Origin of the sequence: Mitsuaria sp. BK037 (assembly GCF_014193045.1) — a bacterium.
Lineage (GTDB): Bacteria > Pseudomonadota > Gammaproteobacteria > Burkholderiales > Burkholderiaceae_C > Roseateles.
Map to the genome: position 1 here is coordinate 1,864,672 of NZ_JACHYS010000001.1, position 24,963 is coordinate 1,889,634.

General features: G+C 70.8%; 21 protein-coding genes and 1 pseudogene. 9 read left to right on the forward strand and 13 right to left on the reverse strand.

From position 1 onward, the window contains the following. Positions 1 to 17: 17 nt before the first annotated feature. Both FHT37_RS07635 and FHT37_RS07640 read right to left on the reverse strand, forming a co-directional pair. Complete coding sequence (locus FHT37_RS07635; protein WP_183479941.1) at positions 18 to 3,224, reverse strand: efflux RND transporter permease subunit; 3,207 nt, start codon at positions 3,222 to 3,224, stop codon at positions 18 to 20. Beyond that, on the reverse strand, positions 3,224 to 4,516 hold the full coding sequence (locus FHT37_RS07640; protein WP_183479943.1) for an efflux RND transporter periplasmic adaptor subunit: 1,293 nt from the start codon (positions 4,514 to 4,516) through the stop codon (positions 3,224 to 3,226). The genes FHT37_RS07635 and FHT37_RS07640 overlap by 1 nt, the downstream gene beginning before the upstream one ends. A gap of 144 nt (positions 4,517 to 4,660) precedes the next feature. On the opposite strand from FHT37_RS07640, the gene FHT37_RS07645 reads away from it, so the two are divergent. Both FHT37_RS07645 and FHT37_RS07650 read left to right on the forward strand, forming a co-directional pair. After that, the gene (locus FHT37_RS07645; protein WP_183479945.1) at positions 4,661 to 6,052 is read left to right on the forward strand and encodes an ATP-binding protein; all 1,392 of its coding nucleotides are present in this window, start codon (positions 4,661 to 4,663) and stop codon (positions 6,050 to 6,052) included. Further along, complete coding sequence (locus FHT37_RS07650; RefSeq protein WP_255488662.1) at positions 6,045 to 6,791, forward strand: response regulator; 747 nt, start codon at positions 6,045 to 6,047, stop codon at positions 6,789 to 6,791. The genes FHT37_RS07645 and FHT37_RS07650 overlap by 8 nt, the downstream gene beginning before the upstream one ends. A 75-nt stretch (positions 6,792 to 6,866) precedes the next feature. Here the strand turns inward: FHT37_RS07650 and FHT37_RS07655 are convergent, their stop codons facing one another. Beyond that, positions 6,867 to 8,732: a GDSL-type esterase/lipase family protein gene (locus FHT37_RS07655; protein WP_183479947.1), complete on the reverse strand. Its 1,866-nt coding sequence runs from the start codon at positions 8,730 to 8,732 to the stop codon at positions 6,867 to 6,869. A gap of 137 nt (positions 8,733 to 8,869) precedes the next feature. Further along, positions 8,870 to 9,349, reverse strand: coding sequence for a VOC family protein (locus FHT37_RS07660; protein ID WP_091724858.1), 480 nt, complete (start codon positions 9,347 to 9,349; stop codon positions 8,870 to 8,872). 269 nt (positions 9,350 to 9,618) lie between these two features. On the opposite strand from FHT37_RS07660, the gene FHT37_RS07665 reads away from it, so the two are divergent. Together FHT37_RS07665 and FHT37_RS07670 are read left to right on the forward strand one after the other, a co-directional pair. Continuing rightward, the gene (locus tag FHT37_RS07665) at positions 9,619 to 11,862 is read left to right on the forward strand and encodes a TonB-dependent siderophore receptor (RefSeq protein WP_183479949.1); all 2,244 of its coding nucleotides are present in this window, start codon (positions 9,619 to 9,621) and stop codon (positions 11,860 to 11,862) included. Between the two features lie 189 nt (positions 11,863 to 12,051). Next, positions 12,052 to 13,095 carry a GAF domain-containing protein gene (locus FHT37_RS07670; RefSeq protein ID WP_183479951.1) on the forward strand — a complete coding sequence of 348 codons (1,044 nt, stop codon included), beginning with the start codon at positions 12,052 to 12,054 and terminating at the stop codon, positions 13,093 to 13,095. A gap of 33 nt (positions 13,096 to 13,128) precedes the next feature. Here FHT37_RS07670 and FHT37_RS07675 read toward each other — a convergent pair whose 3' ends face one another. Further along, a complete protein-coding gene (locus tag FHT37_RS07675) occupies positions 13,129 to 14,133 on the reverse strand; it encodes a tripartite tricarboxylate transporter substrate binding protein (protein WP_183479954.1) in 1,005 nt (334 codons plus the stop codon). 626 nt (positions 14,134 to 14,759) lie between these two features. Beyond that, positions 14,760 to 16,088, reverse strand: a pseudogene (locus FHT37_RS25320) (acyclic terpene utilization AtuA family protein); the annotation flags it as partial. 145 nt (positions 16,089 to 16,233) lie between these two features. On the opposite strand from FHT37_RS25320, the gene FHT37_RS07685 reads away from it, so the two are divergent. Further along, the gene (locus tag FHT37_RS07685) at positions 16,234 to 17,265 is read left to right on the forward strand and encodes a LysR family transcriptional regulator (RefSeq protein WP_183479958.1); all 1,032 of its coding nucleotides are present in this window, start codon (positions 16,234 to 16,236) and stop codon (positions 17,263 to 17,265) included. A gap of 108 nt (positions 17,266 to 17,373) precedes the next feature. On the opposite strand, the gene FHT37_RS07690 is transcribed toward FHT37_RS07685, so the two are convergent. The 3 genes from FHT37_RS07690 to bluB all read right to left on the reverse strand — a co-directional run bounded on the left by FHT37_RS07690 (position 17,374) and on the right by bluB (position 19,573). Then, entirely contained in the window at positions 17,374 to 18,162 is a 789-nt protein-coding gene (locus tag FHT37_RS07690) for a MipA/OmpV family protein (RefSeq protein ID WP_255489516.1), read from the reverse strand. 142 nt (positions 18,163 to 18,304) lie between these two features. After that, complete coding sequence (locus FHT37_RS07695; RefSeq protein ID WP_183479962.1) at positions 18,305 to 18,712, reverse strand: hypothetical protein; 408 nt, start codon at positions 18,710 to 18,712, stop codon at positions 18,305 to 18,307. A gap of 135 nt (positions 18,713 to 18,847) precedes the next feature. After that, positions 18,848 to 19,573, reverse strand: a complete 726-nt coding sequence (gene bluB, locus FHT37_RS07700; RefSeq protein WP_091725358.1) for a 5,6-dimethylbenzimidazole synthase — start codon at positions 19,571 to 19,573, stop codon at positions 18,848 to 18,850. Positions 19,574 to 19,660: 87 nt separating this feature from the next. Here bluB and FHT37_RS07705 point away from each other — a divergent pair, with 87 nt between their 5' ends. Further along, complete coding sequence (locus tag FHT37_RS07705; RefSeq protein ID WP_183479964.1) at positions 19,661 to 20,215, forward strand: GNAT family N-acetyltransferase; 555 nt, start codon at positions 19,661 to 19,663, stop codon at positions 20,213 to 20,215. Between the two features lie 16 nt (positions 20,216 to 20,231). Here the strand turns inward: FHT37_RS07705 and FHT37_RS07710 are convergent, their stop codons facing one another. Continuing rightward, positions 20,232 to 21,032 (reverse strand): DUF4239 domain-containing protein, encoded by an 801-nt coding sequence (locus tag FHT37_RS07710; protein WP_091724867.1) that lies wholly within the window; start codon positions 21,030 to 21,032, stop codon positions 20,232 to 20,234. 250 nt (positions 21,033 to 21,282) lie between these two features. On the opposite strand from FHT37_RS07710, the gene FHT37_RS07715 reads away from it, so the two are divergent. Continuing rightward, positions 21,283 to 21,612 (forward strand): DUF4148 domain-containing protein, encoded by a 330-nt coding sequence (locus FHT37_RS07715; RefSeq protein WP_091724868.1) that lies wholly within the window; start codon positions 21,283 to 21,285, stop codon positions 21,610 to 21,612. A gap of 71 nt (positions 21,613 to 21,683) precedes the next feature. Here FHT37_RS07715 and FHT37_RS07720 read toward each other — a convergent pair whose 3' ends face one another. After that, the gene (locus FHT37_RS07720) at positions 21,684 to 22,613 is read right to left on the reverse strand and encodes a LysR family transcriptional regulator (RefSeq protein ID WP_183479966.1); all 930 of its coding nucleotides are present in this window, start codon (positions 22,611 to 22,613) and stop codon (positions 21,684 to 21,686) included. A 111-nt stretch (positions 22,614 to 22,724) separates the two neighbouring features. Between FHT37_RS07720 and FHT37_RS07725 the strand changes: the two genes are divergently transcribed. Further along, positions 22,725 to 23,504, forward strand: coding sequence for an SDR family oxidoreductase (locus FHT37_RS07725; RefSeq protein ID WP_183479968.1), 780 nt, complete (start codon positions 22,725 to 22,727; stop codon positions 23,502 to 23,504). A gap of 63 nt (positions 23,505 to 23,567) precedes the next feature. Here the strand turns inward: FHT37_RS07725 and FHT37_RS07730 are convergent, their stop codons facing one another. Then, a complete protein-coding gene (locus tag FHT37_RS07730) occupies positions 23,568 to 23,873 on the reverse strand; it encodes a YMGG-like glycine zipper-containing protein (protein ID WP_091724871.1) in 306 nt (101 codons plus the stop codon). Positions 23,874 to 24,108: 235 nt separating this feature from the next. Here FHT37_RS07730 and FHT37_RS07735 point away from each other — a divergent pair, with 235 nt between their 5' ends. Further along, the gene (locus FHT37_RS07735) at positions 24,109 to 24,429 is read left to right on the forward strand and encodes a plasmid stabilization protein (RefSeq protein ID WP_091724872.1); all 321 of its coding nucleotides are present in this window, start codon (positions 24,109 to 24,111) and stop codon (positions 24,427 to 24,429) included. Between the two features lie 9 nt (positions 24,430 to 24,438). On the opposite strand, the gene FHT37_RS07740 is transcribed toward FHT37_RS07735, so the two are convergent. Continuing rightward, entirely contained in the window at positions 24,439 to 24,732 is a 294-nt protein-coding gene (locus FHT37_RS07740) for a hypothetical protein (RefSeq protein WP_141225299.1), read from the reverse strand. Between the last annotated feature and the right edge of the window lie 231 nt (positions 24,733 to 24,963).

The following is a 24,963-nucleotide window of genomic DNA, read 5'->3' on the forward strand; positions in this document are numbered from 1 at the left end:
GGATGCACGCGCGCGCCTCATGTCCGCGCCTCCGGCCCGGCCGCATCGCCAGCGGCGTGATGGCCCTCGTCGGTCGGCCTCGTCCCGGCATCGCCGGCGGTCCCGGTCTTCGTCATGCGGCTGAAGCGCTGCTTGACCCACAGGTAGAACAGCGGCACGAAGAAGATGCCCAGCAGCGTCGCGCTGCCCATGCCGCCGAGCACGCCCACGCCGATCGCGCGCTGCGAGCCCGAGCCCGCGCCACTGGCGTAGGCCAGGGGCAGCACGCCCATCATGAAGGCGAGCGAGGTCATCAGGATCGGCCGCAATCGCTGCCGGCAGGCCTTGAGCGTGGCGTCGAGCAGGCCCATGCCCTGCGCCAGCAGGGTCTCGGCGAACTCGACGATCAGGATCGCGTTCTTCGCCGACAGGCCGACCGTCGTCAGCAGGCCGACCTGGAAGAACACGTCGTTCATCTGCCCGCCGAGGTGGCTGGCCGCGAGCGCGCCGATGATGCCCAGCGGCACCACCAGCATCACGCTGAAGGGCACCGACCAGCTCTCGTACAGCGCCGCCAGGCACAGGAAGATGAACAGCACCGAGACCGCATACAGCATCGGCGCCTGATCACCGGACAGCCGCTCCTGGTAGCTGCGGCCGGACCACTCGAAGCCGATGCCCGGCGGCATCTCGCGCAGCACCTGCTCCATCGCGGCCATCGCGGCGCCCGAGCTCACGCCCGGCGCGACGTCGGCCTGGATCTCATAGGCGGCGCTGCCGTTGTAGCGGACCAGCTGGCGCGGACCGTTGGTCCAGCCCGCCTTCGCGAAGGCGCTGAAGGACACCATCTCGCCGCTGGCGTTGCGCACGTACCAGAAGCGCAGCGCCTCGGGATCGGCGCGGTAGGCGCCCTCGCCCTGCACCAGCACGCGCTTGACGCGGCCGCGGTCGAGGAAGTCGTTCACATAGCTGCTGCCCAGCGCGATCGACAGCGTGTCGTTGATCGTCGAAGTCGTCACGCCCAGCGTGCCCGCCTTGTGGTCGTCGATGTCGATCTGCAGCTGCGGCGTCTCGGTCAGGCTGTTGGTGCGGGCGCGGCTGAGTTCGGGCCGCTGGTTGGCCAGGTCGATGAGGCGGTCGCGCGCGGCGATGAGCGCCTCCGAGCCGACGCCGCCCAGGTCCTGCAGGAACAGCTGGATGCCGGCGCTGCCGCCCAGGCCGCGCACCGTCGGCGGCTGCACGACGAAGATGTTGGCGTCGCGCACGCGCTTGCCGAGCTCGCGGCTGAAGCGCTCGGCCAGCGCGCCGGCGCCCTGCGCCTTGCCGGTCCGCGCGGACCAGTCGGTCAGGCGGATGAAGCCCTGCCCCGAGCCCTGGTCGCCGCCGGCGCCGCGCACGATGTTGTAGAACTGGACTTCCTTCTGGTCGGCCAGGTAAGCCTCGATGCTCTGCGCGACGGCCTCCATCCGCTCCGCCGTGGCGCCCGGCGCCATGCGCACCTGGATCTGCAGGCCGCCCTGGTCCTCGTCCGGCAGGAAGGAGGTCGGCAGCGTCTTGTAGAGCGCCGCCAGCCCCGCGATCAGCAGCAGGTAGACCATGAAGCTGCGCACGCCGCGCGCCGTCAGCCAGCGCACGCGCGACACATACCGCTCGGTGAAGCGGTCGAAGCCGCGATTGAAGCCGCCGAAGAACCAGTCCAGCTGCTTGCCGAAGGGCCCGCCATGCGCGGCATGCTCGCCCTTGTGGACCGGCTTGAGCAGCGTCGCGCACAGCGCCGGCGACAGGCTCATCGCCACCAGCACCGACAGCACCATCGCGCTCACCACGGTGATCGAGAACTGGCGGTAGATCACGCCGGTGGAGCCGCCGAAGAAGGCCATCGGGATGAACACCGCCGACAGCACCACCGCGATGCCGACCAGCGCGCCGCTGATCTCCTTCATGCTGGCGCGGGTCGCGTCGCGGGGGCTCAGGCCCTCCTCGCGCATCAGGCGCTCGACGTTCTCGACCACCACGATCGCGTCGTCAACCAGCAGGCCGATGGCCAGCACCAGGCCGAACATGGTCAGCGTGTTGATCGAGTACCCCGCCAGCGCCAGCACGCCGAAGGTGCCCAGCAGCACCACCGGCACCGCGATCGCCGGCACCAGCGTCGCCCGCAGGTTCTGCATGAACAGGTACATGATCACGACCACCAGCACCATCGCCTCGATCAGCGTGTGGACCACGCCCTCGATGGAGACGCTGATGAAGGGCGTCGTGTCGTAGGTGAAGGTGACCTTCATGCCGTGCGGGAAGAAGGGCTCGAGCTCCTTGAATTTGGCCTTGACCAGCTCGGCGGTCTTGAGCGCATTGGCGCCGCTGGCCGGCACGATGGCCATGCCGGCGGCGGTGACGCCGCTGCTGCGCACGTTGGTGGTGTAGCTGTCGCGGCCGAGCTCCACCCGGGCCACGTCCTTGAGCCGCAGCGCGGAGCCGTCCGGCTGCACGCGCAGCACGATGTTGCGGAACTGCTCCGGCGTCTGCAGCTTGGCGCGCGCGGTGATGATCGCGGTGAGCCGCTGGCCCTCGGGCACCGGCTGCGCGCCGAGCTGGCCGGCCGAGACCTCGGTGTTCTGCGCCAGCAGCGCGTTGCGGATGTCGCCTGGCACCAGCGCGTAGCGCTGCAACCGCGCCGGGTCCAGCCAGATGCGCATCGCATAACCGGAGCCGAAGACGTTGATGTCGCCGACGCCCTCGATGCGGCTGATGATGTCCTGCAGCGTGCTGGACAGGTAGTCGCCGAGGTCGGCGGAGCTGACGCTCGGATCGTCGCTGGTGAGCATGACCACCATCAGCGGCTCGGAGCCCGCCTTGGTGACGCGCACGCCCTGCGCCTGCACCGCCTGCGGCAACCGCGAGAGCGACTGCGAGACCTTGTTCTGCACCTGCATCTGCGCCAGGTCGGGATCGGTGCCGGCGACGAAGCTCAGCTGCGTGTTGGCGCCGCCGGAGGCATTGCTGGTGGACTCGATCGAGAACAGGCCGTCGATGCCCTTGAGGTTCTGCTCGATGACCTGCGTCACCGAGTCCTCGATCGCCTTGGCCGAGGCGCCGGGGTAGCTGGTGTTGATCGAGATGCGCGTCGGCGCGATGTCCGGATAGCGCTCCAGCGGCAAGCCGAGCACCGCGGCGATGCCGGCCAGCATCACGACGATGGCCAGCACCCAGGCGAAGATCGGCCGGTCGATGAAGAAGGCGGCCATCAGAGGCTCCCGCCCGACGCCGGGCCAGAAGCCGCCATGGACGCCGGGACGGACGCCGCGCTGGCGGCACCACCGCCGGCCGGGGCGCCCGGCTGCTCGCCGCCCTTCTTCTTGCCGGCGCCGGCCGGCACCGGCGTCACCACCTGGTTGGGCCGCACGCGCTGCAGGCCCTCGACGGCGAGCTTGTCACCCGGCTTCAAACCGCTGGCGACGACCCACTGGTTGCCCATCGCGCGCTTGAGCACGAGGCGGCGCAGCTCGGTCTTGTTGCCTTCGCCGACGACCAGCGCGGTCGCCTCGCCGGTCGGCGACCGGGTGACGCCCTGCTGCGGCACGACGATCGCGTCGCGGTCGACGCCCGCCAGCAGCTGCGCGCGCACGACCATGCCGGGCATCAGCATGCCCTGCGGATTGGGCACGACCGCGCGCAGCGTCACCGCGCCGGTGCCGCGGTCGACGGTCACGCCGCTGACCTGCAAGGTGCCGGGACGGGCGTACACGGTGCCGTCCTCGAGCACGACGCGGATCTGGCGGCTGCCCTGGCCGTTCGGGCCCTCGCCCTCGAGCTGGCGGCGCAGCTGCAGGATCTCGGCGCTGCTCTGGACGATGTCCACATGCATCGGATCGAGCTGCTGCACCGTGGTCAGCGCCTGCGTCTGGTTGGCGGTGACCAAGGCGCCGGCGGTGACGGTGGAAACTTCGATGCGGCCGGAGATCGGCGCCGCGATGCGGGTGCGGTCCAGCTGCACGCGCGCGGCGTCGAGCGCGGCGCGGGCCACGGCCACGTCGGCCTGGGCCTGGCGCAGCGCGCTGGCGCTGTCGTCGGCGCTCTGGCGGCTGAGCGCGTCGGCCTTGAGCAGCTCGGCGTCGCGCTCGGCGCGGGTGCGGGCGACGGCCACCTGGGCCTCGGCCTTCTGCAGCGCGGCCGCGGCGCGCGCGCGCTCGGCCTCGTAGCTGGCGGCATCGAGCTGGTAGAGCGCCTGGCCGGCGCGCACCGTCGTGCCTTCCTCGAAGAGCCGCTTCTGGACGATGCCGCTGACCTGCGGGCGGATCTCGGCGACCTGGCTCGCCGACAGGCGGCCAGGCAGCTCCAGCGCCAGCGGCGCGTCCTGCGTCGCGACGATGACCACGCCCACCTCGGGCGGCGCGGGCGCGGCGGCGGCGGTCTTCTTCTCGCCGCAGCCGGCGGCCAGGACGGCCACCAGGGCGCCCAGCAGGGACAGCGCGGCGGGACGCGGCATCGACGCGCGCGGACCGGCCGCCCGCGCGCAAGGTGTCAGAATCTTCGGCATGGCGGCGGATGCTGGCCCACGAATGTGGAGACACCTTGAAGATCGCGTCCGCCGCGCGGGCTCCGCCCGGACGGCTTGCCTGCCGCACGCGCCGCCGGTCATCATGCGGCCCGCCCCGCTCCACTCGCCGCCCCGTTCTCCTGGATGAAGCTCCCGTTCACGCTCACCGCCCGGCTGTTCATCGCCGTCTTCAGCACCGCCATGGCGGTCGCGCTGGCGATGGGCGTGTTCTCGCACATCAACCTGAACCGGGACTTCATCGGCTACCTCAACGAGCAGGCGGTCAACCGGCTGGAACTCGCGCGCACCAGCGTCACCGCTGGTTATCGGGAGAACGGCCGGAGCTGGGACTTCCTGCGCCAGAAGCCGGAGCTGTGGGGGCGGCTGCTGCGGCCGCTGGTGCCGGAGGCGGAGATGCCGGCGGTCAAGCACGGGCCGGCCGACCTGACCGGCGCGACGCGGCGCTTCACGCTCTTCGACGAGAACCGCGAGCGGGTGGCGGGCTATGCCGGGCCGGTCGAGCCGACGATCGAGCGGCCCATCATCGTGGACGGCCTGACCGTGGGCTGGCTGGCGCTGACCCCGATCGAATCGGTGAGCCCGGGCGCGGAGAAGCATTTCTACGACGCGCAGCTGCGCTCGGCCTGGGTGGTCGGCGGCGCGGCGGTGCTGCTGGCGGCCGGCGTGGCGTACTGGATCTCGCGGCGGCTGCTGCAGCCGGTGCGGCGCGTGGCGGACGCGACGCACCGCCTGACCGCCGGCGACTTCGGCGTGCGGGTGCGGGAGACGCGCGGCAACGACGACATCGCCGGCCTGCAGCGCGACTTCAACCAGCTGGCGCTGACCCTGCAGCGCAACGAGGCGATGCGGCGCGAGTTCCTGGCCGACGTCTCGCACGAGCTGCGCACGCCGCTGGGCGTGCTGCACGGCGAGCTGGAGGCGCTGGAGGACGGCGTGCGCAAGCTCGACGCGCAGGCGCTGCGCTCGCTGCAGGGCGAGGTCGCCATCCTGCACAAGCTGGTCGACGACCTGCACGAGCTGTCGATGGCGGACGTGGGCGCGCTGGCCTACCGCAAGTCCGAGGTCGACCTGCGCGAGCTGATCGGCGTGACGGCCGGCGCCTTCGGCGAGCGCCTGCACGGCAGCGGCCTGTCGCTGCGGCTGGACCTGCCCGAGCAGCCGCTGCGGGTCTTCGGCGACGAGCGCCGCCTGCGGCAGCTGCTGGGCAATCTCTTCGAGAACAGCTGCCGCTACACCGATGCCGGCGGCGCGCTGAGCATCAGCGCCCGGCGCAGCGGCGAGCATGCGGTGATCGACGTGCAGGACACCTCGCCCGGCGTCGGGCCGGAGCACCTGCCGCGGCTGTTCGAGCGCTTCTTCCGCGTCGATGCCTCGCGCAGCCGGCGCGGCGGCGGCTCCGGGCTCGGGCTGTCGATCTGCCAGCGCATCGCCGAGGCCCACGAGGGCCGCATCGAGGCGCGTCCCTCGCCGCTGGGCGGCCTGTGGATGCGGGTGGAGCTGCCGGTCCATGGCTGAGCGCGCGGCAGGCCTGGCGCCGATGCCGATGGAACCGGGGCCCTCGCGGGTGCTGGTGGTGGAGGACGAGCCCAAGCTCGCGGCGCTGCTGGCGGACTACCTGCGCGCGGCCGGGCACGAGCCCGAATGCGTGGCCGACGGGCGCGAGGTGATCCCGGCCTGGACGGCGCGGCGGCACGACCTGATCCTGCTGGACCTGATGCTGCCGGGCATCGACGGGCTGACGCTGTGCCGCGAACTGCGCGCGGTCAGCAGCGTGCCCATCCTGATGCTGACGGCACGGGCGGACGAGTCGGACCGGCTGGCCGGCCTGGAGACCGGCGCGGACGACTACATCGCGAAGAACCCGTTCAGCCCGCGCGAGGTGATGGCGCGGGTGAAGGCGGCGCTGCGCCGAAGCCGCGCGCACGAAGTGGAAACGGCGGCCGCGGTGGCCGCCTTCGCGGCGGGCAGCGAGCCGCTGTCCATCGATGAATCCGGCTGGAAGGCGAGCTGGCGCGGCCAGCCGCTGGACCTCACGCCGATCGAGTTCCGGCTGCTCCACATCCTGGCGACGCAGCCGGGGCGCGTCTACGCGCGGACCCAGCTGCTGGACCTGCTGCACGTGGACGGCCGCGAGGTCACCGAGCGCGCGGTCGACAGCCACATCAAGAACTTGCGCCGCAAGCTCGAGAAGGCCGGCGCGGGGACGGACCGCATCCGGTCGATCTATGGGGTGGGATACCGGTTCGAGCGATGAAAGGTGGAAGGGCCCCCGAGTCGCCTCAGGAGCCCCGCGCTGATCCTCTCCTCGGAATCGCGCTCGCGACTCGCCTTACTGCTTGTGGAACGTCACGTCGTCGACGTTGAGCCAGCCGGTGCCCGTCGAGTCGCTCGTCCAGAACCCGATCTCGGCGTTCCCGTTGCTCACGTTGATGTTGCTGAGAGTGAGCTGCGTGTAGCCATCGGACGCCACCGTGGCGACGGCCACCTGGCTGCCGCCGAAGTTCTTCACGTACAGCTGGTGTCCGGCCGTGCCTCGCACCCAGGCCTTCACCGTGTACAGCCCGTTCGGGAGGCCCGTGAGGGTCTGGGCGGTGTAGGCCCAATACGCCCCCGTGCCGCTGTGCACCAGGTGGGATGCGCCGGAATTGGGCCGCGTCGTGGCGGTGGACACCGCGCCCCCTTGCGACCCCGTGAACCAGCCGCCCAGCCCGTTCTCGAAGCCAGCGTTGCTCAGCAGGTTCACGCCACCGTCGATCACGTCCACGCGGTCGGCCGTGACGAAGGTGTTCGACGCGCTGGCGTTCTTCATGCCGGTGGCCCGCACCTTCAGCGTGTGGCCACCCGCCGCCAGCACGGGGCTGCTCCACAGCAGCACGTCATCCTTGCGAGCGGCCGAGTAGGTGTCGATGGCGACTTCCGCGCCGCCGTCGATGGACACCGCGGCGATGCCGTGCGCCGGCGCCTGACCGCCATACAGCTTGACCTGCGTGCCGTTGAAGGGCACCTGGTAGTAGGCGCTGGTCAGCCCGGACCAATGGTTGTCGTTCTGGTAGGCGCCGGTCTGGCTGCCACTGGGCCAGTTGGCGGTGTTGTCGTAGCTGAAGCTCGTATCGTTGCGCGTCACCCGGCCCAGGTAGGGCAGCAGGATCGGCAGCAGGCGGTTGCTCACCTTGACGTGGCCGGTGTCGCTGGGGTGCAGGCCGTCGGTGAAGTCCGTGGACCCGCTGGACGAATCCAGCCAGCCGGCGGTGTCGATGTAATGCACCTTGGCATCGCCCGCATTGACGCGCGCGGTCACCGCCGCCTGCGTCTCGGCCTGGTAGAAGCCGCCGAAGGTGCGCAGCGCGAAGATGTCCGCGTTCGGATACTTGGCCCGGATGTTCTGCAGGAAGCCGGTGTAGCGGCTCTGGAACGTGGCCGTGGGCACCGAGTTGAACGAGTCGTTGCTGCCCAGGTTCACGACGACCAGCCTGGCCGTGTAGTTGGCGAAGTTCCAGGCCGGGTTGCCGGTGCACGCGACATCGGGGCAGCGGTTGGCCTGCCACAGCTTGAAGTACAGCGACTCCATGCCTGGGAAGGTGTTGTCCGAGTAGTGATACCCGTCCGACAGGGTGATCCCGGGATAGGAGACCTGCGTGTGATCGGCGGCCATCCGCTCGCCGGTGAGCCAAGCGTAGTCCGAGACCGCGACGTCGGTCGTCGTCACGCCGGAGGTGATGGAGTCGCCGACGAACTCCACGAGCGGGAGAGCGTCGGGCCGCACCGTGACGGCGCCGGCGTCCAGCACCAGGCCCTGGAACGGCAATTCCGTCTTCTCGTACTTGGCGACGATCTTGAGCGAGTGCGTTCCGTTGGCCAGCGGCGTGGGCGTCAGGTTGATGGTGCCGACGGCATCCCAGTAGGTGGTGGGAACGCCGTCCACGATGGCCATGAAGACGGTCTTCTCGGCCAGCTTCACCTTCACCGTGGTGCCGGTGAACCTGGTGGACAGGTACGAGCCGTTCCAGTAACTGCGATACGTGGCGCTGCTGCTCTTGTCCCAGCGTCCGACGTAGTTGATGTTGGTGTCCGTGGGGTCACCGTTGCCGGTGGCGGCCAGGACGGAAGCGCTGCAGGAGAACGCCATCCCCATCAGCGCCAGACGAAGGAAATGCGGGGGCGCGATCGCCCGGACTGAACCACGATGACCGGTCATGTCTCGAAACCTTTCAACGCAACGCGCCATCACTTCGGAGTTGATTTAGCGCTAAATCCCGGTGGCATCCTAATTCATGCACCCCACGAACTATCTAGGGAAACACCTGACCGAGGCGTGGGAGGCGCAGCTGTGCCTCAACCGCGCCGCGCCGCCTCGATCTTCGCGATGTCGATCTTCCCCATCTCCATCATGGCGGCGAAGGCGCGCTGCGACGCGGCCCGGTCCGGATCGTGCAGCGCGTCGGTCAGCACGCGCGGCGTGATCTGCCAATTCACGCCCCACTTGTCCTTGCACCAGCCGCAGGCGCTCTCCGCGCCGCCGTTGTCGACGATCGCATGCCAGAGGCGGTCGGTCTCGGCCTGATCGTCGGTCGCGATCTGGAAGGAAAAGGCCTCGGTCTGCTTGAACTGCGGCCCGCCGTTCAGGCCGATGCAGGCCACCCCGCAGACGGTGAACTCGACCACCAGCACGTCGCCCTGCTGCCCCGACGGGAAGTCGCCCGGCGCCCGCGTGACGCGGCCGACGTGGCTGTCGGGGAAGGTCTTCGCATAGAAGCGCGCGGCCTCCTCGGCGTCGCGGTCGTACCAGACACAAATGGTGTTCTTCGCAAGCATGGGGATCTCCATCAAGGGATTGCAACGAGGATCGGCGAGACATCGTCCGCGGCGCCGGTCGGTCGGGCAACCGGCTTACCTACCGCGGGCGGGCCTCGTCTCCTCCCCCACGACGAGCGGCCGCGTGCCATTTCGACAACAGCTCGCACGCCTCGTCACGCGCTGCGCACGCTCCAAATGAGAATGTTCTCAAATAGGAACTACTATCAACAACTTCCCCATTTCCTGACGCCTGCCGGCCGACAAGACTGGCGAGGCCTCCTGTTGCCATGCGAATCCGATCCCTCCCGCGCCTGGTCCGGCGTCCTGCTGCGCGTTCGAGCTTCCGCCATGCCGGCATCGCCGCGGCGGCGTCCCTGTTCGCGGCGGCCGTCGCCGCCCAAGGGTCGGCCGCTGGCGCCGCCGCCTCGACGGCATCGGCCGCGCCCGCCGATGACGCCGACAAGCCCGTCACCATCGCCCCGGTGACCGTCAGCGGACAGCGCGCCGAAGGGTATGCCGCCTCCGAGACCGCCTCGGCGACCAAGCTGACGCTGTCGCCGCGCGAGACGCCGCAGTCGATCACGGTCATGACGCGGCAGCGCCTGGACGACCAGAACCTGACCTCGCTGCGGCAGGTGCTGGACGTGACGCCCGGCGTCTACTCCAACGCCTACGACACCGAGCGCGTCCTGTTCTACGCACGCGGCTTCCTCGTCGACACCCTGATGCACGACGGCGTGCCCGCCCACACCAACTTCAGCACCGGGTCGGTGGACGAGACCCTGGACACCGCGCTGTACGACCGCATCGAGGTCGTGCGCGGCGCCACCGGCCTGATGACGGGCGCCGGCAATCCGGCGGCGTCGATCAACCTGGTGCGCAAGCACGCGGACAGCCGCACGACCACCGCGTCGCTGAAGCTGACCGCCGGCTCCTGGAGCAACCGCCGCGCGGAACTCGACGCCTCCACCCCGCTGACCGCCGACGGCCGCATCCGCGCCCGCGGCGTCGCGGTGGTCGAGAGCACCGACAACTACCAGGACCTCTATCACAAGCGCCGCAACGTGCTCTACGGCGTGGTCGACGCGGACCTGACGCCGGCCACGCGCGTGTCCGCCGGCTTCGAGTACCTGGAGAACAAGCCGCGCGGCAACACCTGGGGTTCGTTCCCGAAGTTCTTCTCCGACGGCACGCAGGCCGACTGGCCGACCTCGGTGACCACGGCGCCGGACTGGTCCTACTGGGACCGCAAGACGCAGACCGTCTTCGGCGAGCTGCGCCACCAGTTCGGCAACGGCTGGACGCTGCGGTCGTCGCTGAGCCGCCGCGTCTACAAGGAGGACGTCAAGCTGTTCTACGTCTCGGGCTGGCCGGATCCGACGACTGGCGAAGGACTGGCGCCCTGGGCCTACCGCAGCAAGGGCAAGATCACCGAGACCGCGCTCGACGTCCACGCCTCCGGCCCCTTCGAGCTGCTGGGCCGCCAGCACGAGCTGGTCCTCGGCTACAACGGCTCGCGCGCGAAGAACACCGGCACCGAGCAGGCCGTGGCCGGCGACCTGGCTCCGGTGGGCAACTTCTTCGAATGGAACGGCAGCTACCCGGAACCCGCCTGGGCCGATCCCACGCCGCTGAACAACATCAAGACCGACCAGGACGCGGTCTACGCCGCCGCGCGGCTGTCGCTGACGGACTCGCTCAAGCTGATCGGCGGCTCGCGCTACGGCCGCTGGAAGATCGATTCCTTCTACGTCTACGACTCGCCGACGACGTCCAAGTACGACTACACCAAGGCCATCCCCTACGCCGGCTTGGTGTGGGACGTGCTGCCCGAGCTCTCGGTGTTCACCAGCTACACCGGCATCTTCAAGCCGCAGAGCAGCCGCGACATCAACGGTCATTACCTCGACCCGATGGACGGCAACTCGGTGGAGGTCGGCATCAAGGGCGAGCACTTCAACAAGCGCCTGAACACCTCGCTGACGCTGTTCAAGACCAAGCAGGACAACGTCGCCGCGCCGGTGCTCGACCCGGTGACCGGCGCGCCGGTGCTGCTGCCGGACGGCACCACCGCCTCGCAGGCCATCGACGGCACACGCACCCGCGGCTTCGAGTTCGAGCTGTCGGGCCGGGTGGTCGACGGCGTGCAGGCCTCGCTGGGCTGGACGCGCTACATCACCAAGGACGGCGACGACCAGACCATCCGCACCTTCATCCCGAGCACGATGGTGCGGCTGTTCGCGACCTGGGACGCGGCCCGCTGGGTGCCCGGCCTGACGCTGGGCGGCGGTGTCAACTGGCAGTCGTCCAGCTCGGCGGCCGTCGGCACGCCCAGCGGCGGCACGACGCTGCGCCAGGGCAGCGTGACCAACCTGTCGCTGATGGCGCGCTACCAGGTCTCGCCCAAGGTGTCGGTGCAGCTCAACGGCAACAACCTCCTGGACCGCAAGTACTTCGTGCTGGACCAGTACGACAACACCTACTACGGCGCGCCGGCCAACTACTCGGTCTCGCTGCGGCTCGCGTACTGAGGCGGCTTCGGCGGCGGGCGCCTCCTCTGCGCGGCGGCAGGCCACCCGGCCGCCACGCGCGTCCATCCCGGGATCGGGTGACGCGCGGATGCCGCGCACCGGGAACGGACAGGGATACTCGACGGGCGACCGCGAGCCGGTGAATCACCGGTGGCGGTCGCCCGCCCTGCCCGCTTCCGAAGGAATCCCATGAGTGCAGCGTCACTCCTCGTCCTGCTGATGGCGGCCTGCATCGCGGGCCTGCTGTGGGGGCTCGCGCGTCAGCGCCGTGCACACCGTGCGGCGCTGGCTCAGGCCGAACGCATGGGCCGCGTGCTGCTCACGATGGCGCGTGCGAATCGCCTGGTGCTGCGCATCGACGATGAACGCGCCCTCTTCCACGAGGCCTGCCAGATCTGCGTCGATGCCGGTGACGCCGCCCTGGCCGCCGTCTACCTGCGCGACGGCGAGCTGGCGCACCGCGTGGCCTTCGCCGGCCCGGCGGCGCAGGTGCTGCGCAACGTGCCGGACCCGCTGGACCTGCGCCTGCCGGAGGTCCAGGGCACCTACACCGCGCGCGTGCTGCGCGACGGCCGCAGCGCCGTCAGCAACAACTACGTGCTGGACGCGCAGGCCGGCCGCTGGCGCGAGGAGGCCGTCGCCCAGGGCATCCGGGCGATCGCCTGGATCCCGATCCGCCGCGCGGGCGAGGTCGCCGGCGCGCTGATGCTGTGCGCGCGCGTGCCCGACTTCTTCGATGACGAGCTGATGGCGCGGCTCGAGGAACTCGGCGCGGACCTGTCGTTCGCGCTTGACAGCGTGGACAGTCGCCGCGCGCGCGAGGCCGCGCTGCGCGAGATCGAGGCCGGGCGGGACCGCTTCCAGCGCCTCTTCGACGCCGCGCCAGTGCCGATGGCGATCGTGTCGGTGGAGGACCGCCGCATCGTCGAGGCCAACCAGGCGCTGTGCCGGCGCTACGGCAAGACGGTGCAGGAGGTGGCCGGCACGACCACCGCCTCGCATGCCTATGGCGTGATCGCCGAGGACCGCGATGTCTTCTACCGCGTGCTGGGCATGCAGGGCCGCGTGACCGACATGGTGGTGCGGCTGCGCGACGCCGCTGGCGCCATCCATCCGGCGGTGCTCAACGCGGAGCCGCTCGAGTACATGGGACGGCCCTGCTGCCTGATCATCAGCCTGGAGCTGCAGCATCTGCCCGGCCCGGGATGGCCGGAGCAGGCGCCAGCGCGCTGAGGGCGCCGCGATCGGCGCGCCCATCGCCTCGCCTCACTCCGGCTCGATGCCGGCGGCCTTGATGATCTGGCCCCACTTGCGCGTCTCGGTTTCCTGGAAGGCGCGCAGCTCTTCCGGCGTGCTGGACCACGCATCGACGCCGGCGCTCTCGAAGAAGGCCTTCGCCGGCGCGCTGCGCAGCGCCGCGCCGAGCAGCTCGTGCAGGCGCTGGACGACCGGCGCGGGCGTGCCGGCCGGCACGTAGGCGGCGAACCAGTAGCTCATGTCGTAGCCCTTGACGCCGGCTTCGTCGAGCGTCGGCACATCGGGCAGCAGCGGCGAGCGGCGCGTCATCGAGAAGCCCAGCGCCCGCACCTTGCCGGCCTTGATCTGCGGCAGGCCGGTGGCCGTGTCGGTGATCATGAAATCGACCTGGCCGCCGATCAGGTCGGTCAGCGCGGGCGGATTGCTCTTGTAAGGTACGTGCAGCAGCTGCGTGTGGGACAGCTGCTGGAACTGCTCGCCGGCGACGCGGCTGGAGGCGCTGCCGCTGCCGAAGCTGACCTTGCCGGGCTCGCGCCTGGCGCGCGCGATGACATCGGCGACGCTGCGGTACGGGCCGTCGGCCTTGACCACCATCACCTGACCGCCCTTGCCCAGGCCGGTGACCGGCGCGAAGTCCTTGACCGGGTCGTAGGACAGCTTGCGGAAGAGATGCGGATTGGCGGCCTGCGTGGTGTTGGTGGCGATCAGCACCGTGTAGCCGTCGGGCGCGGCGCGCGCTACCTGCTGCGCTGCGATCATGCCGCTGGCGCCGGCCTTGTTGTCGACGACGACGGCAATCCGCGTCTGCTCGGTGATCGCCTGGCCCAGCGCCCGCGCCAACTGGTCCGTCGCACTGGCGGCGGCGAAGGGCACGAGCAGCGTGATCGGCTTGCTCGGATAGGCCGCGGCGCCGGTCTGCGCCTGCGCGAGGCTGGTCCATGCGAGGGTCGCGGCGCATGTGGCGGCGGCGACCAACACCGCCCGGCGGCGGGTCGTCGGTTTCAAGACAGTCATCAAGCAGTCTCCATCGTCTCGTTGTGATCCATGCCCGGGCCTCGCAGCCACGGGACCAGCGTCTCCGGCACCATCAGCGGCATCGCCAGCACGACGAAGGACAAGGCCTTGCCGTGGCTGTCCAGGTTCAGCGCATCATTGACGCCACCGTCGAGCACGCCATCCAACACGAAGTTGATCGCGCCCAGGCGCGGCAACAGGTGGCGCGTCACCCGCGTCGGGCGGCGGGACGCAAACTGGCGCGCGACAGCATCTTCGGTCAGTTGCTCAACCAGCAGCGGGTACAGCGCCGGGTGCCAGGCGATCACGCTGATGTTGGAACGGTCGCCCTTGTCGCCGGTGCGGCCGTGAGCGGCGGCGCGGAGTTCGACTTGGCGGGTGGGGGTTGAGGGCTCCGGTGCTGGGTGTGCTGTGTGTGCCGCGGGCGTTGCGGAGGCCGTCGTCGGTCGGGAGGCCAAGCGCGGGCTCTCCACGGGGCATGGGGGATCCCTCCTGGACCCCCAAGCCCCATTCCGGCCCCACCCACCCTCGCTGCCAGCGGAAGACCGCGTGAACGCCCCTTTGCTGCCGTCGGGAGACAGCGCGGCGGCATCCTCGTTGCCATCGGAAAACAGCGTGACGGTGACGGGGGCGTGCTCTCGAGGGAACAGGCAGGAACGCAGGCCGAGGCGGGGGCGGAGATTCGTGCGGACGCCGCCGCCGCCCGCAGGACCACAGGTGTAGAGCGCGGTGACCTCGCGGGTCAGGCGGTCGGCTCCGGCACGGTCCGGATGGTTCGCGGCGACACGCAGGCGCACATCGCTGGCGTCGCCCGCCGCGCGCCGCCGCAAGGCATCGCCGGCGTCATCGCCCAGCACACTCGTCACACCGATCAGGTCGATCCGCAACGGGCCCTGCCGGTCCCGTGCATCCAATCGCGCTCGCAGCACCTCGCCGGCGAGCCGCGCGCGCGCCTCGGCACCGGGTCCCGCGTAGGAAATCTCACCCTCCGCCAGCCAGCCGTTGGCGAAGAAAACATTGGCCTTGAAGGTCGCCGGGCGCGAATGCCCCCGCACACCAGCCAAGCGCACCGCGTCCGGGCCAACCGGCGTCACGCTCGCGGCGCTGATGTCGGCGACGACGTCCGGCGTCAGGTAGGCGGCCGGATCGTGCAGCTCATACAGCAGCTGCTCCTTGACCGTGTGCGTGTCGAGGCGACCACCCGTGCCATCGGCCTTGAAGATCGTGCAGGCGCCGTCGGCGTCGATCCTCGCGATCGGGAATCCGACGCGGCTGAGGTCCGGCACCTCCTTGAAGCCCGGATCGGCGTAATAGCCGCCGCAGACCTGGGCGCCGCACTCGAGCAGGTGACCGGCCATCGTCGCGCCGGCCAGCCGGTCCCAGTCATCCAGCGCCCAGCCGAAATGCGCGAGCGCCGGCCCCACGGTCAACGACGGATCGGCCACCCGCCCCGTGACCACGACATCAGCGCCCCGCCGCAAGGCCTCGGCGATGCCTTCGGCACCGAGATAGACATTGGCGCTGGCGATGGCGCCGTCGGGCAGCGGCGGGCCGTCCTCCTTGAGCGCCGCGGCGAGCCGCGCGCGCTGGTCCGGCGACACCAAGGCATCGCCGGCCACCACCGCCACGACCGGCGGCCGCAGGCCGAGCTCGGCCGCGATCGCGGCCACCCGCCGGGCCGCCGCCGGCGGATTCGCCGCGCCGAAATTGCCGACGATCGGAATGCGATGCGCCAGGCAGTCGGCGAGCACCGGCCGCAGCATCTCATCCAGCAGCGGCTCGTAGCCGGCCTCCGGATCCCGTTGGCGCGCGAGTTGAGCCAGCGCGAGCGTGCGCTCGGCCAGCGTCTCGAAGATCAGCACGGCAGGACCACCGAGCCGGATCAAGGTGTCCACCACCGGCCGGGCGGCGTCGGTGCGGTCCCCGGAAAAGCCCGCCGCGCAACCGACCAGCAAGCCACCAGCGTCGGAGGTCGCGACGGTCGAGAGTGTCGGATCGGTGGCGCTGGTCGTGTCCTGGCGGGTGTCCATGTGGGCGACTCTAGTCGTGCCGGCCTTATCGGAGAATTCGATTGTTTGGATTCATTCATCGAGATTGCCAATGAATCAGCCCGACCCGCTCTCGCCCTCCGCGCCGGACTTTCCGCTGGCCAACCTGTCAGCCCGACAGCTCGCGGCCTTTGTCGCGCTGGCGGAGGAGCGCAGCTTCACCCGCGCGGCCGCGCGTTGCCATCTGTCGCAGCCGGCCTTCAGCGCGCTGATCCGGACGCTGGAGGACGGCCTGGGCGCGCGGCTGTTCGACCGGACCACGCGCACGGTCGAGCCCACCGCCGAAGGCGCCCTCTTCCTGGAACCAGCCCGGCGCCTGCTGCAGGACATGCGGCTCGCGGCCGACGACCTGCGCGACCACGTCGCGCGGCGCCGCGGCCGGGTGGCGCTGGCCGCATTGCCGGCGCTGGCGGCGGGCTGGCTGCCGCCGCACCTCGCGGCCTTCCGCCGCACCTATCCCGGCATCGAGCTGGACCTGGCCGACGTGCTGTCGGAAAGCTGCGTGGAGCGGGTGCGCTCCGGCCGCGCCGATCTGGCGCTCGCCGCGCTGCGCGCCACCGCGCCGGAGCTGTCCGTGGAGCCCTTCCTGTCGGATGTCTTCTTCCTGGTCTGCCGGCGCGACCATCCGCTGGCACGCCGCCGGAGGCCGTCGCTGGCCGAGCTCGAAGGCCAGCCGCTCATCGGCCTGGCGCGGCACAGCAGCGTGCGGCAGGCGCTGGACGCGGCGCTGCCGGGCCGGCCGCTGACCCCGGTACTGACTCTCGAGCAGCTGAGCTCGGTGGCCGGCATGGTGGTCGCCGGACTGGGCGTGACGCTGGTGCCGGCGCTGACGCTGTTCCACTTCGCCCATGCGGACCTGGTCGCCCGCCCGATCGCCGAGACCGGATTGCAGCGCCACATCTACCTGATCCGCCGCCGCGACCGCGCGCTCTCGGCGGCGGCCGAGGCGATGGCGCAGTCGCTCTGGCGCTGGGCCGGCGAGGGACCGCGTCGACCGGGCATCACGGTGCATGCGGCGCCAGCGTCGACGCCCGCCCGCATGACCGTCGGGCCGGCCACGGCAACGCCGGGCCGGCGCGGGTGACGACCAGGCGCAGGCCGGGATCCTCGGGCTCCGCCGACAGCGTCCGGCCATGCGCCTCGGCGATCGATGCGGGCTGAAGCCCGGCCCCCGGTCGCACGCGGCGCGGCATCAGAAGCGGTACAGGTAGCCGACGAAGACGCGATTCTCGGTCGAGCCATCCACCAGTGGGCTGTCCTTGATGCCGCTGCCCAGGCTCGTCACGCCGACGTCGACGAAGACCGCGTTCTTCGGGTTGAACAGGTAGGTGCCGCGCAGGCCCAGCTCGGCGTTGACGGTCGACTTGCCCTGGTAGGCGGCCCGCGTCGCGGTGACCTCGCTCGCGCGGACGCCGTAGTAGTAGTCGACGTATTTCTTGTCGACCCACTGCGCGCCCAGGCGCGGCGTCAGCATGACGTGCTGGCCCAGGCGCCAGGAGCGCTCCAGCGTCAGCGCCAGGCGCTGGCCCTTGCTGTGGCCGGAGGCGTCGGCGGTCCACTCGGCGCCCAGCTCGGCGATGTCGCTCTTCCAGCTTGCCTTCGCGCCGGCCCACAGGCCGCCCTTGCGCTCGGCCATGCCGTTCAGGATGGGCGCGTCGCCGGCCTCGTAGCCGCTGCCGTCCCACTTGGCCACGAGGCCGAAGTCGACCTGGTGGCCCGGCGCGACCTGCCAGCGCGGCAGCTTCACCGTGAGACCCGGACCGAAGACGCGCACCCAGCGGTTCTCGTACTGGATCATCGGCAGCGCCCTGTTCTCGCGGTCGATGTCCTTGTAGGCCTTCTGGGTGCTCACCACGCCCACGCCCAGGCCCCAGGAGGAAGACTCGCCCTCCTGACCGACCGGGCCGCCCGGACCGGCCGCCAGCACGCCCGACGGGGCCGCGGCGCAGAGCACCGCGGCGGAGGACAGGGAGGCGCGCAACAGCGCCGTGCGAGCGTGCGGACCTGCAAGCGATCGGGCGAGCGAGAGGAGTCGTTTCTGCGTGAGCATGAGGGTTCCCGAGAGGGCGGTGAAAGGAGGCCGCATCCTCGAAGGGCACGTCTTACTGCGCACTTACCAACGATCACGCGCGCGGGCCCGGCGTGACCGTCCCCACCGCCTTGAGCGCCGCGATGGCTGCCGTATGCGCATGCACCAGCGGCGGCGACTGGTCGAAGCGCTGCGCATACCGCTGCTTGAACGGATCGGCGCTGTCGCGATCCAGTCCCAGCAGGTCGCGCGCACGCTGCGCCACCGCGCGCGGCGTGGCGGCCGCGTCGGCGGCACCCTCGATGGCCTCGTCCAGCATGGTGATCAGCCGGCTCAGCGGCTCCAGCCAGCGCATGTCCTCGCTGAAGGCCATCACCTGCAGGAACTCGCCCGCGCTCTGCGGACCATGCTGTTTCTCGAAGTCGCCGCGCTCCAGGTCGACCAGCGCGCGGTGGAGGTCGAGTAGCGCGCGGCGCAGCTGCTGGCAGGTATCAGTGGTCATGGGGCCGTCCAGTCATGGGAAGGCGCAAGCGTACAGGGGCTTGCGGCGCGGCGCCTGTCCCCTTTGGCAGACGCTTGGCAGAACGCTCGGCGGACGGCTCCGCAGACGGCTTCGCAGCAGGCTCGGGCCGGCGCCTCAGGGCGCCGGCGGCTCCATCAGCATCTCGCGCAGCGGTCGTGCCTGACGCCAGCCGGTGGCCTCGAGCATCGGCTGCTCGTAGAAGTCGGGGACTGGGCCGAGGCACAGCAGGCCCAGCGGCTCCGCGCCCTCGGGCAGGGCCAGCGCCTGGCGCAGCGCCGCGGGGTCGAACATCGAGACCCAGCCCAGGCCCAGGTGCTCCGCCCGCGCGGCGAGCCACAGGTTCTGGACCGCGCAGGCCGCGGAGCACCAGGCCATCTCGCGCGGCAGGCTCAGGCGGCCGAAGACGGTGCCGTCGTCCGGCGCCAGCACGATGGCCAGCAGTTCGGCGCAGTCGCGCAGGCCTTCGACCTTGAGCCGCAGGAACTCCGCGCCGCGCTCGCCCAGCGCCTGCGCGGTGCGCCGGCGCTCCGCCTCGACGATGGGCATCAGGCGCTCGCGCCACGCGGTCGTGCTCAGCCGCATGAATCGCCAGGGCTGCATCAGCCCGACCGACGGCGCGGCATGCGCCGCCTGCAACAGGCGCTCGAGCTGCTCGTCGGGCAAAGGCGCGGACGGCGTGAAGTGGCGCATGTCGCGACGCAAGGCGATCGCGCGATAGACGGCGGCGCGCTCGACGTCGTCGAAACGATGCTGCGGGTCCGGCGCGGCGGTCGGGGTCGCGGATGAAGTCGGGGAAGAGCTCGAGTGGCGCGGCGAATCGGCGGAGGACGGCGGAGTCATGCCGCGATTGTCGGCCGGCGCGCGAGCCATACTGTCGGCCGCTTTGACAAATCCGCGCTGCCGGTCCCGGCTTGCGTCTTTTCCCGAATGCCCGTTTCACCGCCATCGCCCGAGTCCACCGCGTCGACCCTGCGCGGCCCGCTGCGCCTGTCGCCGCTCATCGACACCGACCTCGACGCGATGGCCGCGCTGCTGTGGGACGAGCGCGTCTACCAGCACATCGGCGGATTGCCGGACTCCCCGGCGCTGGTCGCGCTCGGCCTGCGCCGGGCCCTGGCCGGACCGCCCGACGACCATGCCGACCAGCGCTGGCTCAACTACCCGATGCGCCTGGCGGCGACCGGCGAGCTCATCGGCCGACTGGAAGCGACGGTCCACGACGGCATCGCGGAAGTCGCGTTCCTGCTGGGGACCGCGCACTGGGGCCGCGGCCACGCGACCGAAGGCCTGCGGTGGCTCCACGAGGAAATCGCCCGCGTCAGTCCGGGCGTCGCATGCTGGGCGACCACGCTGCCGGAGAACGCGCGCAGCGCCCGCCTGCTGACGCGCTGCGGTTATGTGCCGATGGATCCGGCGACCGCGCCACCGCTGCTGACCTACGACGACGGCGACCTCGTGTTCCGGCGCCCGGCCGCGGACTGACATCGGCCCGGGCCGATCAGCGCGGCCCCTGGTCCCAGCTCTCCATGCCCGACAGCGTCCGCTCGTAGGGCCGCGGGCTGATGCTCAGGTCGCCGACGAAGGGCCGGTCCATCTGGGCGATGAAGAAGAACACCAGCCCGGTCGAGAAGGACAGGAAGATCACCGCGGCCCGGTTGAACGCCGTGGCCGGCAGCACCAGCAGCGGGATCAGCGACATGACGCCGCCCGCGATCACGACGAACCAGAGCGATGCCGGCACGGTCGACTCGCTGGCGCTGACCCGTTCGCGCCGGAACTTCAGCATGTCGTTGGTGCGGGCCCAGATCTCGTGCAGCAGTGCCTGCTGGGCCGCGCTGCCCGGCTCGATGCGCTGCACGGCGCGGAAGATGCGGTTGACGTGCAGGCCGCCGCCGGCCGTGCCGGTGCCGCCGGGCGTGCCCTGCATGTCCTGCCACTCCTCGTCGAGGATGGACCGCGTGTACGCGCGGACCCGCTCGCGCGCCTCGAGCGCCGGCGGCGTGCCCATCACGGCCAGGTCGCGGGACAGCGCGCTCAAGGTCACCGCCTCGTTGCTGACCGCGGAGTCGGCGCTGCGGAAGGACTCCCACACGGACACGGCGCAGAAGGCCAGCAGCAACGAGTTCAGCGTGGCCACCAGCGCCAGCAGCGTCAGGGCCAGGCCCTTGTCCGTGTCATCGAAGCGCGGCTTCCACAGGCGGTGCACCAGCTCGAAGCTGGCGAGCGCCGGGATGATCCAGCCGGCGAGCAGCAAGGATCCGAACTGCCAGACCGGCAGGTGATAGAGCCACAGCGGCATGGTGTCCCTCGCGAAGGATGGTGATGGCCTTCAGCGTAGGAATGCCGCGCGCTCGCGGCCATCGGCAATCGGCGGAAGCGGCGGGGACAAATGACGGAGGGCGGCGATTGTTGCGCCATGCACAACGGCACATTCCGGAGTCCGCCATTTATGCGATCCGGGGCACTGCCTACTCTTCGTCCATCGGCAAACGCAACAGCGAACCGAACGACGACACCCCGATCCACCGCTCTCCTGGAAGGACACCATCATGAATGCCAAGACCCTGATCGCCTCCGCCCTGATCGCCCTGTCGACCGCCGCCGTGCCGGCCTTCGCGCAGAGCTACAGCCACCTGGACCCCATCACCCCGAGTCAGAAGAGCCGCGCCGAAGTGCTGGCCGACCTGGCGATCTATCGCGAGTCCGGCCTGGCCGCCGTCGACCGCACCGAGGACTTCGCGCTGAACGCCGGCCAGCGCGCCCAGGCCGAGGCCCGCTACGCGGCGCTGAAGGCTTCGCCCAAGTACGCCGAGCTCGTGCAGCGCTTCGCCGCCAAGGACGCCAAGGGCGCCGCCACCGACGGCGTCGCGGCCCGCTGATCCCCGGCCGCGACGATCCGCGGCCTCGGCAGGCCAGTGCCCTGCCGCCTCGCCGCCTCGCCGCCTCGCGTTCAGCCGGCGGCGAAGCGCTCGGCGTGACCCCGCGCGCGGAATTCCTCGATGACGTGGTCGACGAACACCCGCACCTTGGCCGGCACCAGCTTGCGGCTGGTGTAGTAGATGGACAGCGGCCGCGAATCCGCGGACCAGTCGGGCAGCACGCGCACCAGCTCGCCCCGCTCCAGCAGCGGCAGGGCATGCGGCCGCGGCAGCATGGCGATGCCCATGCCGCTGGCCGCCGCGCGCGCCAGCGCCTCGGGATCGTCCAGCACCATCACCGGCCGCACGCTGGCCACGACCTCCTCGCCGGCGCGGCTCTTCAAGGCCCACGGCAGCAGCCGCCCCGAACCCAGCGAGCGGCGCAGCAGACCGCGATGACGCGCCAGCTCCGAGGGATGCGTCGGCGCCGGATGCGCCGCCAGGTAGCCCGGCGAGGCCACCAGCACGATGCGCAAGCGCGCCAGCTCGCGCGCGATCAAGGCATCGGTCAGCTCGATGCCGCCGCCGATCGCGACGTCGAAGCCCTCGGCGACGAGGTCCACCTGCCGGTTGTCGAAATGCAGGTCGGGCACCACGTCCGGATAGCGCCGGACGAAGCTCTCCATCATCGGCACGAAGTACTCGCGCCCCACGGTGTAGGCCAGCGCGACCTTCAGCGTGCCGGCCGGTTTGCCGGCGCCCTGCCGCAGGTCGGTCAGCGCATCGCCGATCTCCGCCCACGGCAGCCGTACCTGGCCGTACAAGCGCTCGCCGTCGGTCGTCAGCGCCAGCCGGCGCGTGCTGCGCTGGAACAGGCGCACGCCCAGGCGCGCCTCGAACTGGGCCACGCTCTTGCTGACGGCCGCGGGCGTCAGTCCCAGGCGGCGCGCGGCCGCGGAGAAGCTGCCGTCGTCCGCCGCGGCGATGAAGGCGTCCAGGTGGCTGCGAAGTTCGGTGGACATGGGATTCGATAGGAATGGTTGAAGCTGATCGTCTGCTTCTGAGACTACCGGAATCAGGTGCCAGCGACCAGACTTCGTTCATCCCAACTCCCTTTTCAAAAGGACGACGCCATGAGCACCTCGACTTCCATCTCCACTGCCACTTCCACCTCCGCCACCCTGGCCGGCAAGGTCGCCTTCATCCACGGCGGTTCGCGCGGCATCGGCGCCGCGTCGGCGCGCCGGCTGGCGCGCGAGGGCGCCACGGTCGCGATCGGTTATGCGTCCTCGGCGATCGCGGCCGAGGCGCTGGCGGAAGAGATCCAGGCCGCGGGCGGCCGGGCGATCGCCATCAAGGCGGACGCCACCGACGCGCAGGCCCTGGCGGCCGCGATCGACGGCGTGGCCGAGCGCTTCGGCCGCCTGGACATCCTGGTCAACAGCGCCGGCGTCCTGCACGTCGCGCCGACGGAAGACTTCTCGCTGGCGGACTTCGACCGCACGCTGGCGGTCAACGTGCGCTCGGTCTTCGTGGCCTCGCAGGCGGCCGCCCCGCACATGCGCGAAGGCGGCCGGATCATCAACATCGGCAGCACCAACGCGCAGCGCATGCCCTTCGCTGGCGGCGCGGCGTATGCGATGAGCAAGTCGGCGCTGATCGGCCTGGTCAAGGGCATGGCGCGCGACCTGGGGCCGCGCGGCATCACGGTGAACAACGTGGCGCCCGGGCCGGTCGACACCGACATGAACCCGGCCGACACCGATTTCGGCGCGGGCCTGCATGGCCTGATGGCCGTGCCGCGTCACGCCAAGGCGGACGAAATCGCGGCGATGGTGGCCTACCTGGCCGGGCCGGAAGCCGGGTTCGTCACCGGCGCCGACCTGCTGATCGACGGCGGATTCGCCGCCTGAGGCCGAGGGCGCCGGTCAAGGGATCGACGAGTCGACAGACCGACGGACCGACGGTCCGACGGATCAACGGACCGTATGGCGCCGGCCGTCCTCGTCGACCCAATAGCGGCCGCCCTGGCCATCCGAGTAGACCTGGCGCTCGCGGCCGTCGACGACCAGCCGCCCGATGAGCGCCCCGGCGACCGCGCCGACCGCCGCGCCCGTGAGGGCGTTGCCGCCGGTCGCCGCGCCGATGACGGCGCCGCCCACCGCGCCCACGGCCGCATTGCGGGCGTCGTCACGACGCTGCTGCCGGTCGGAAGCGCAACCGACGCTCAAGGCCGCGCAGGCGATGACCAGCGCAGCGGTGCTGAAGGGGGAGGTATTCATGAGAAGTCTCCTGAAGGGTGATGTTCGCCCGCCCTCCTCCGGCGCGACGAGACCACCGCCTCATCGCGCGGCGGAGGGCAGCGCGCGACTGATGCATCACGCCATGAGCGGCAAGGGGCATGCCCTGTCGGCGGCAGTAGCCGGAACGGCACGGGCGGCAAGGCGTAGCGAGAAGCAACGAGCGGCGGCGGTACGGCGATTGCCGCGCCTGGGTATCCCACTTCAGGAGAGCGCCATGCCTCGCGGAGACAAATCCTCCTACACGGACAAGCAGAAGCGTCAGGCCGAGCACATCGAAAGCGGCTATGAGCACCGCGGCGTGCCCAAGGACGAAGCCGAACGGCGCGCCTGGGCCACGGTCAACAAGGAAACGGGCGGCGGCAAGAAGTCGGGCTCGGGCCGCGGCCAGGCCGAGAACCACGAGCCCTCGCGCAAGGGCGGGCGCCTGGGCGGCAAGGCCGCGGCGAGCCGCACGGCGGCGGAGCGCTCAGCCTCCGCGAAGAAGGCCGCGGCGACCCGCAAGCGCAATGCGGCGGCGCGCGCGGCCCATCATTGAGAACGAGGGTCAGCGGTCCTCGCGGGAGGAATCGCTGTCCTCACTGCGGTCGTCACGGGACGCCTGGTTGCGCTGGCTGCCGGGCGACTGCTGGCTGGACGGCTGCTGCGAGCGCTGGTTCAGCTGCCCCTGCTGACCGCCGGACTGGCTCTGCTGGGACTGCTGGCGCTGGCCTTGCGAGCCGCCGCCCTGCTGCCCGCCAGGCTGGTTCTGCTGCCCTTGCTGCCCCTGCTGATGCTGGTTCTGCTGGCTGGAACCGCCCTGGGGTTGCGGCGATGACTTCGTGTTGGGTTGCTGGGCCATGGTGATCTCCATGTTGAGCACGCCGGCAACTTCGCCGGCAGCTTGGAGGGGCAATGGTCATGCCGGCGGGGGCGCGTGACGGATCGACAGATCAGCGGGTCGGCGCCGTTCACATCGACGGGACACAGCGCCCAACGCGAAAGGCATGCCAATCAATCCGCCCTCAGTGAGTAAATTCCGGTTGGCTGCCAGCGCCTTTGGGGAGACCTATATTGGATCTCGAACAAGGCC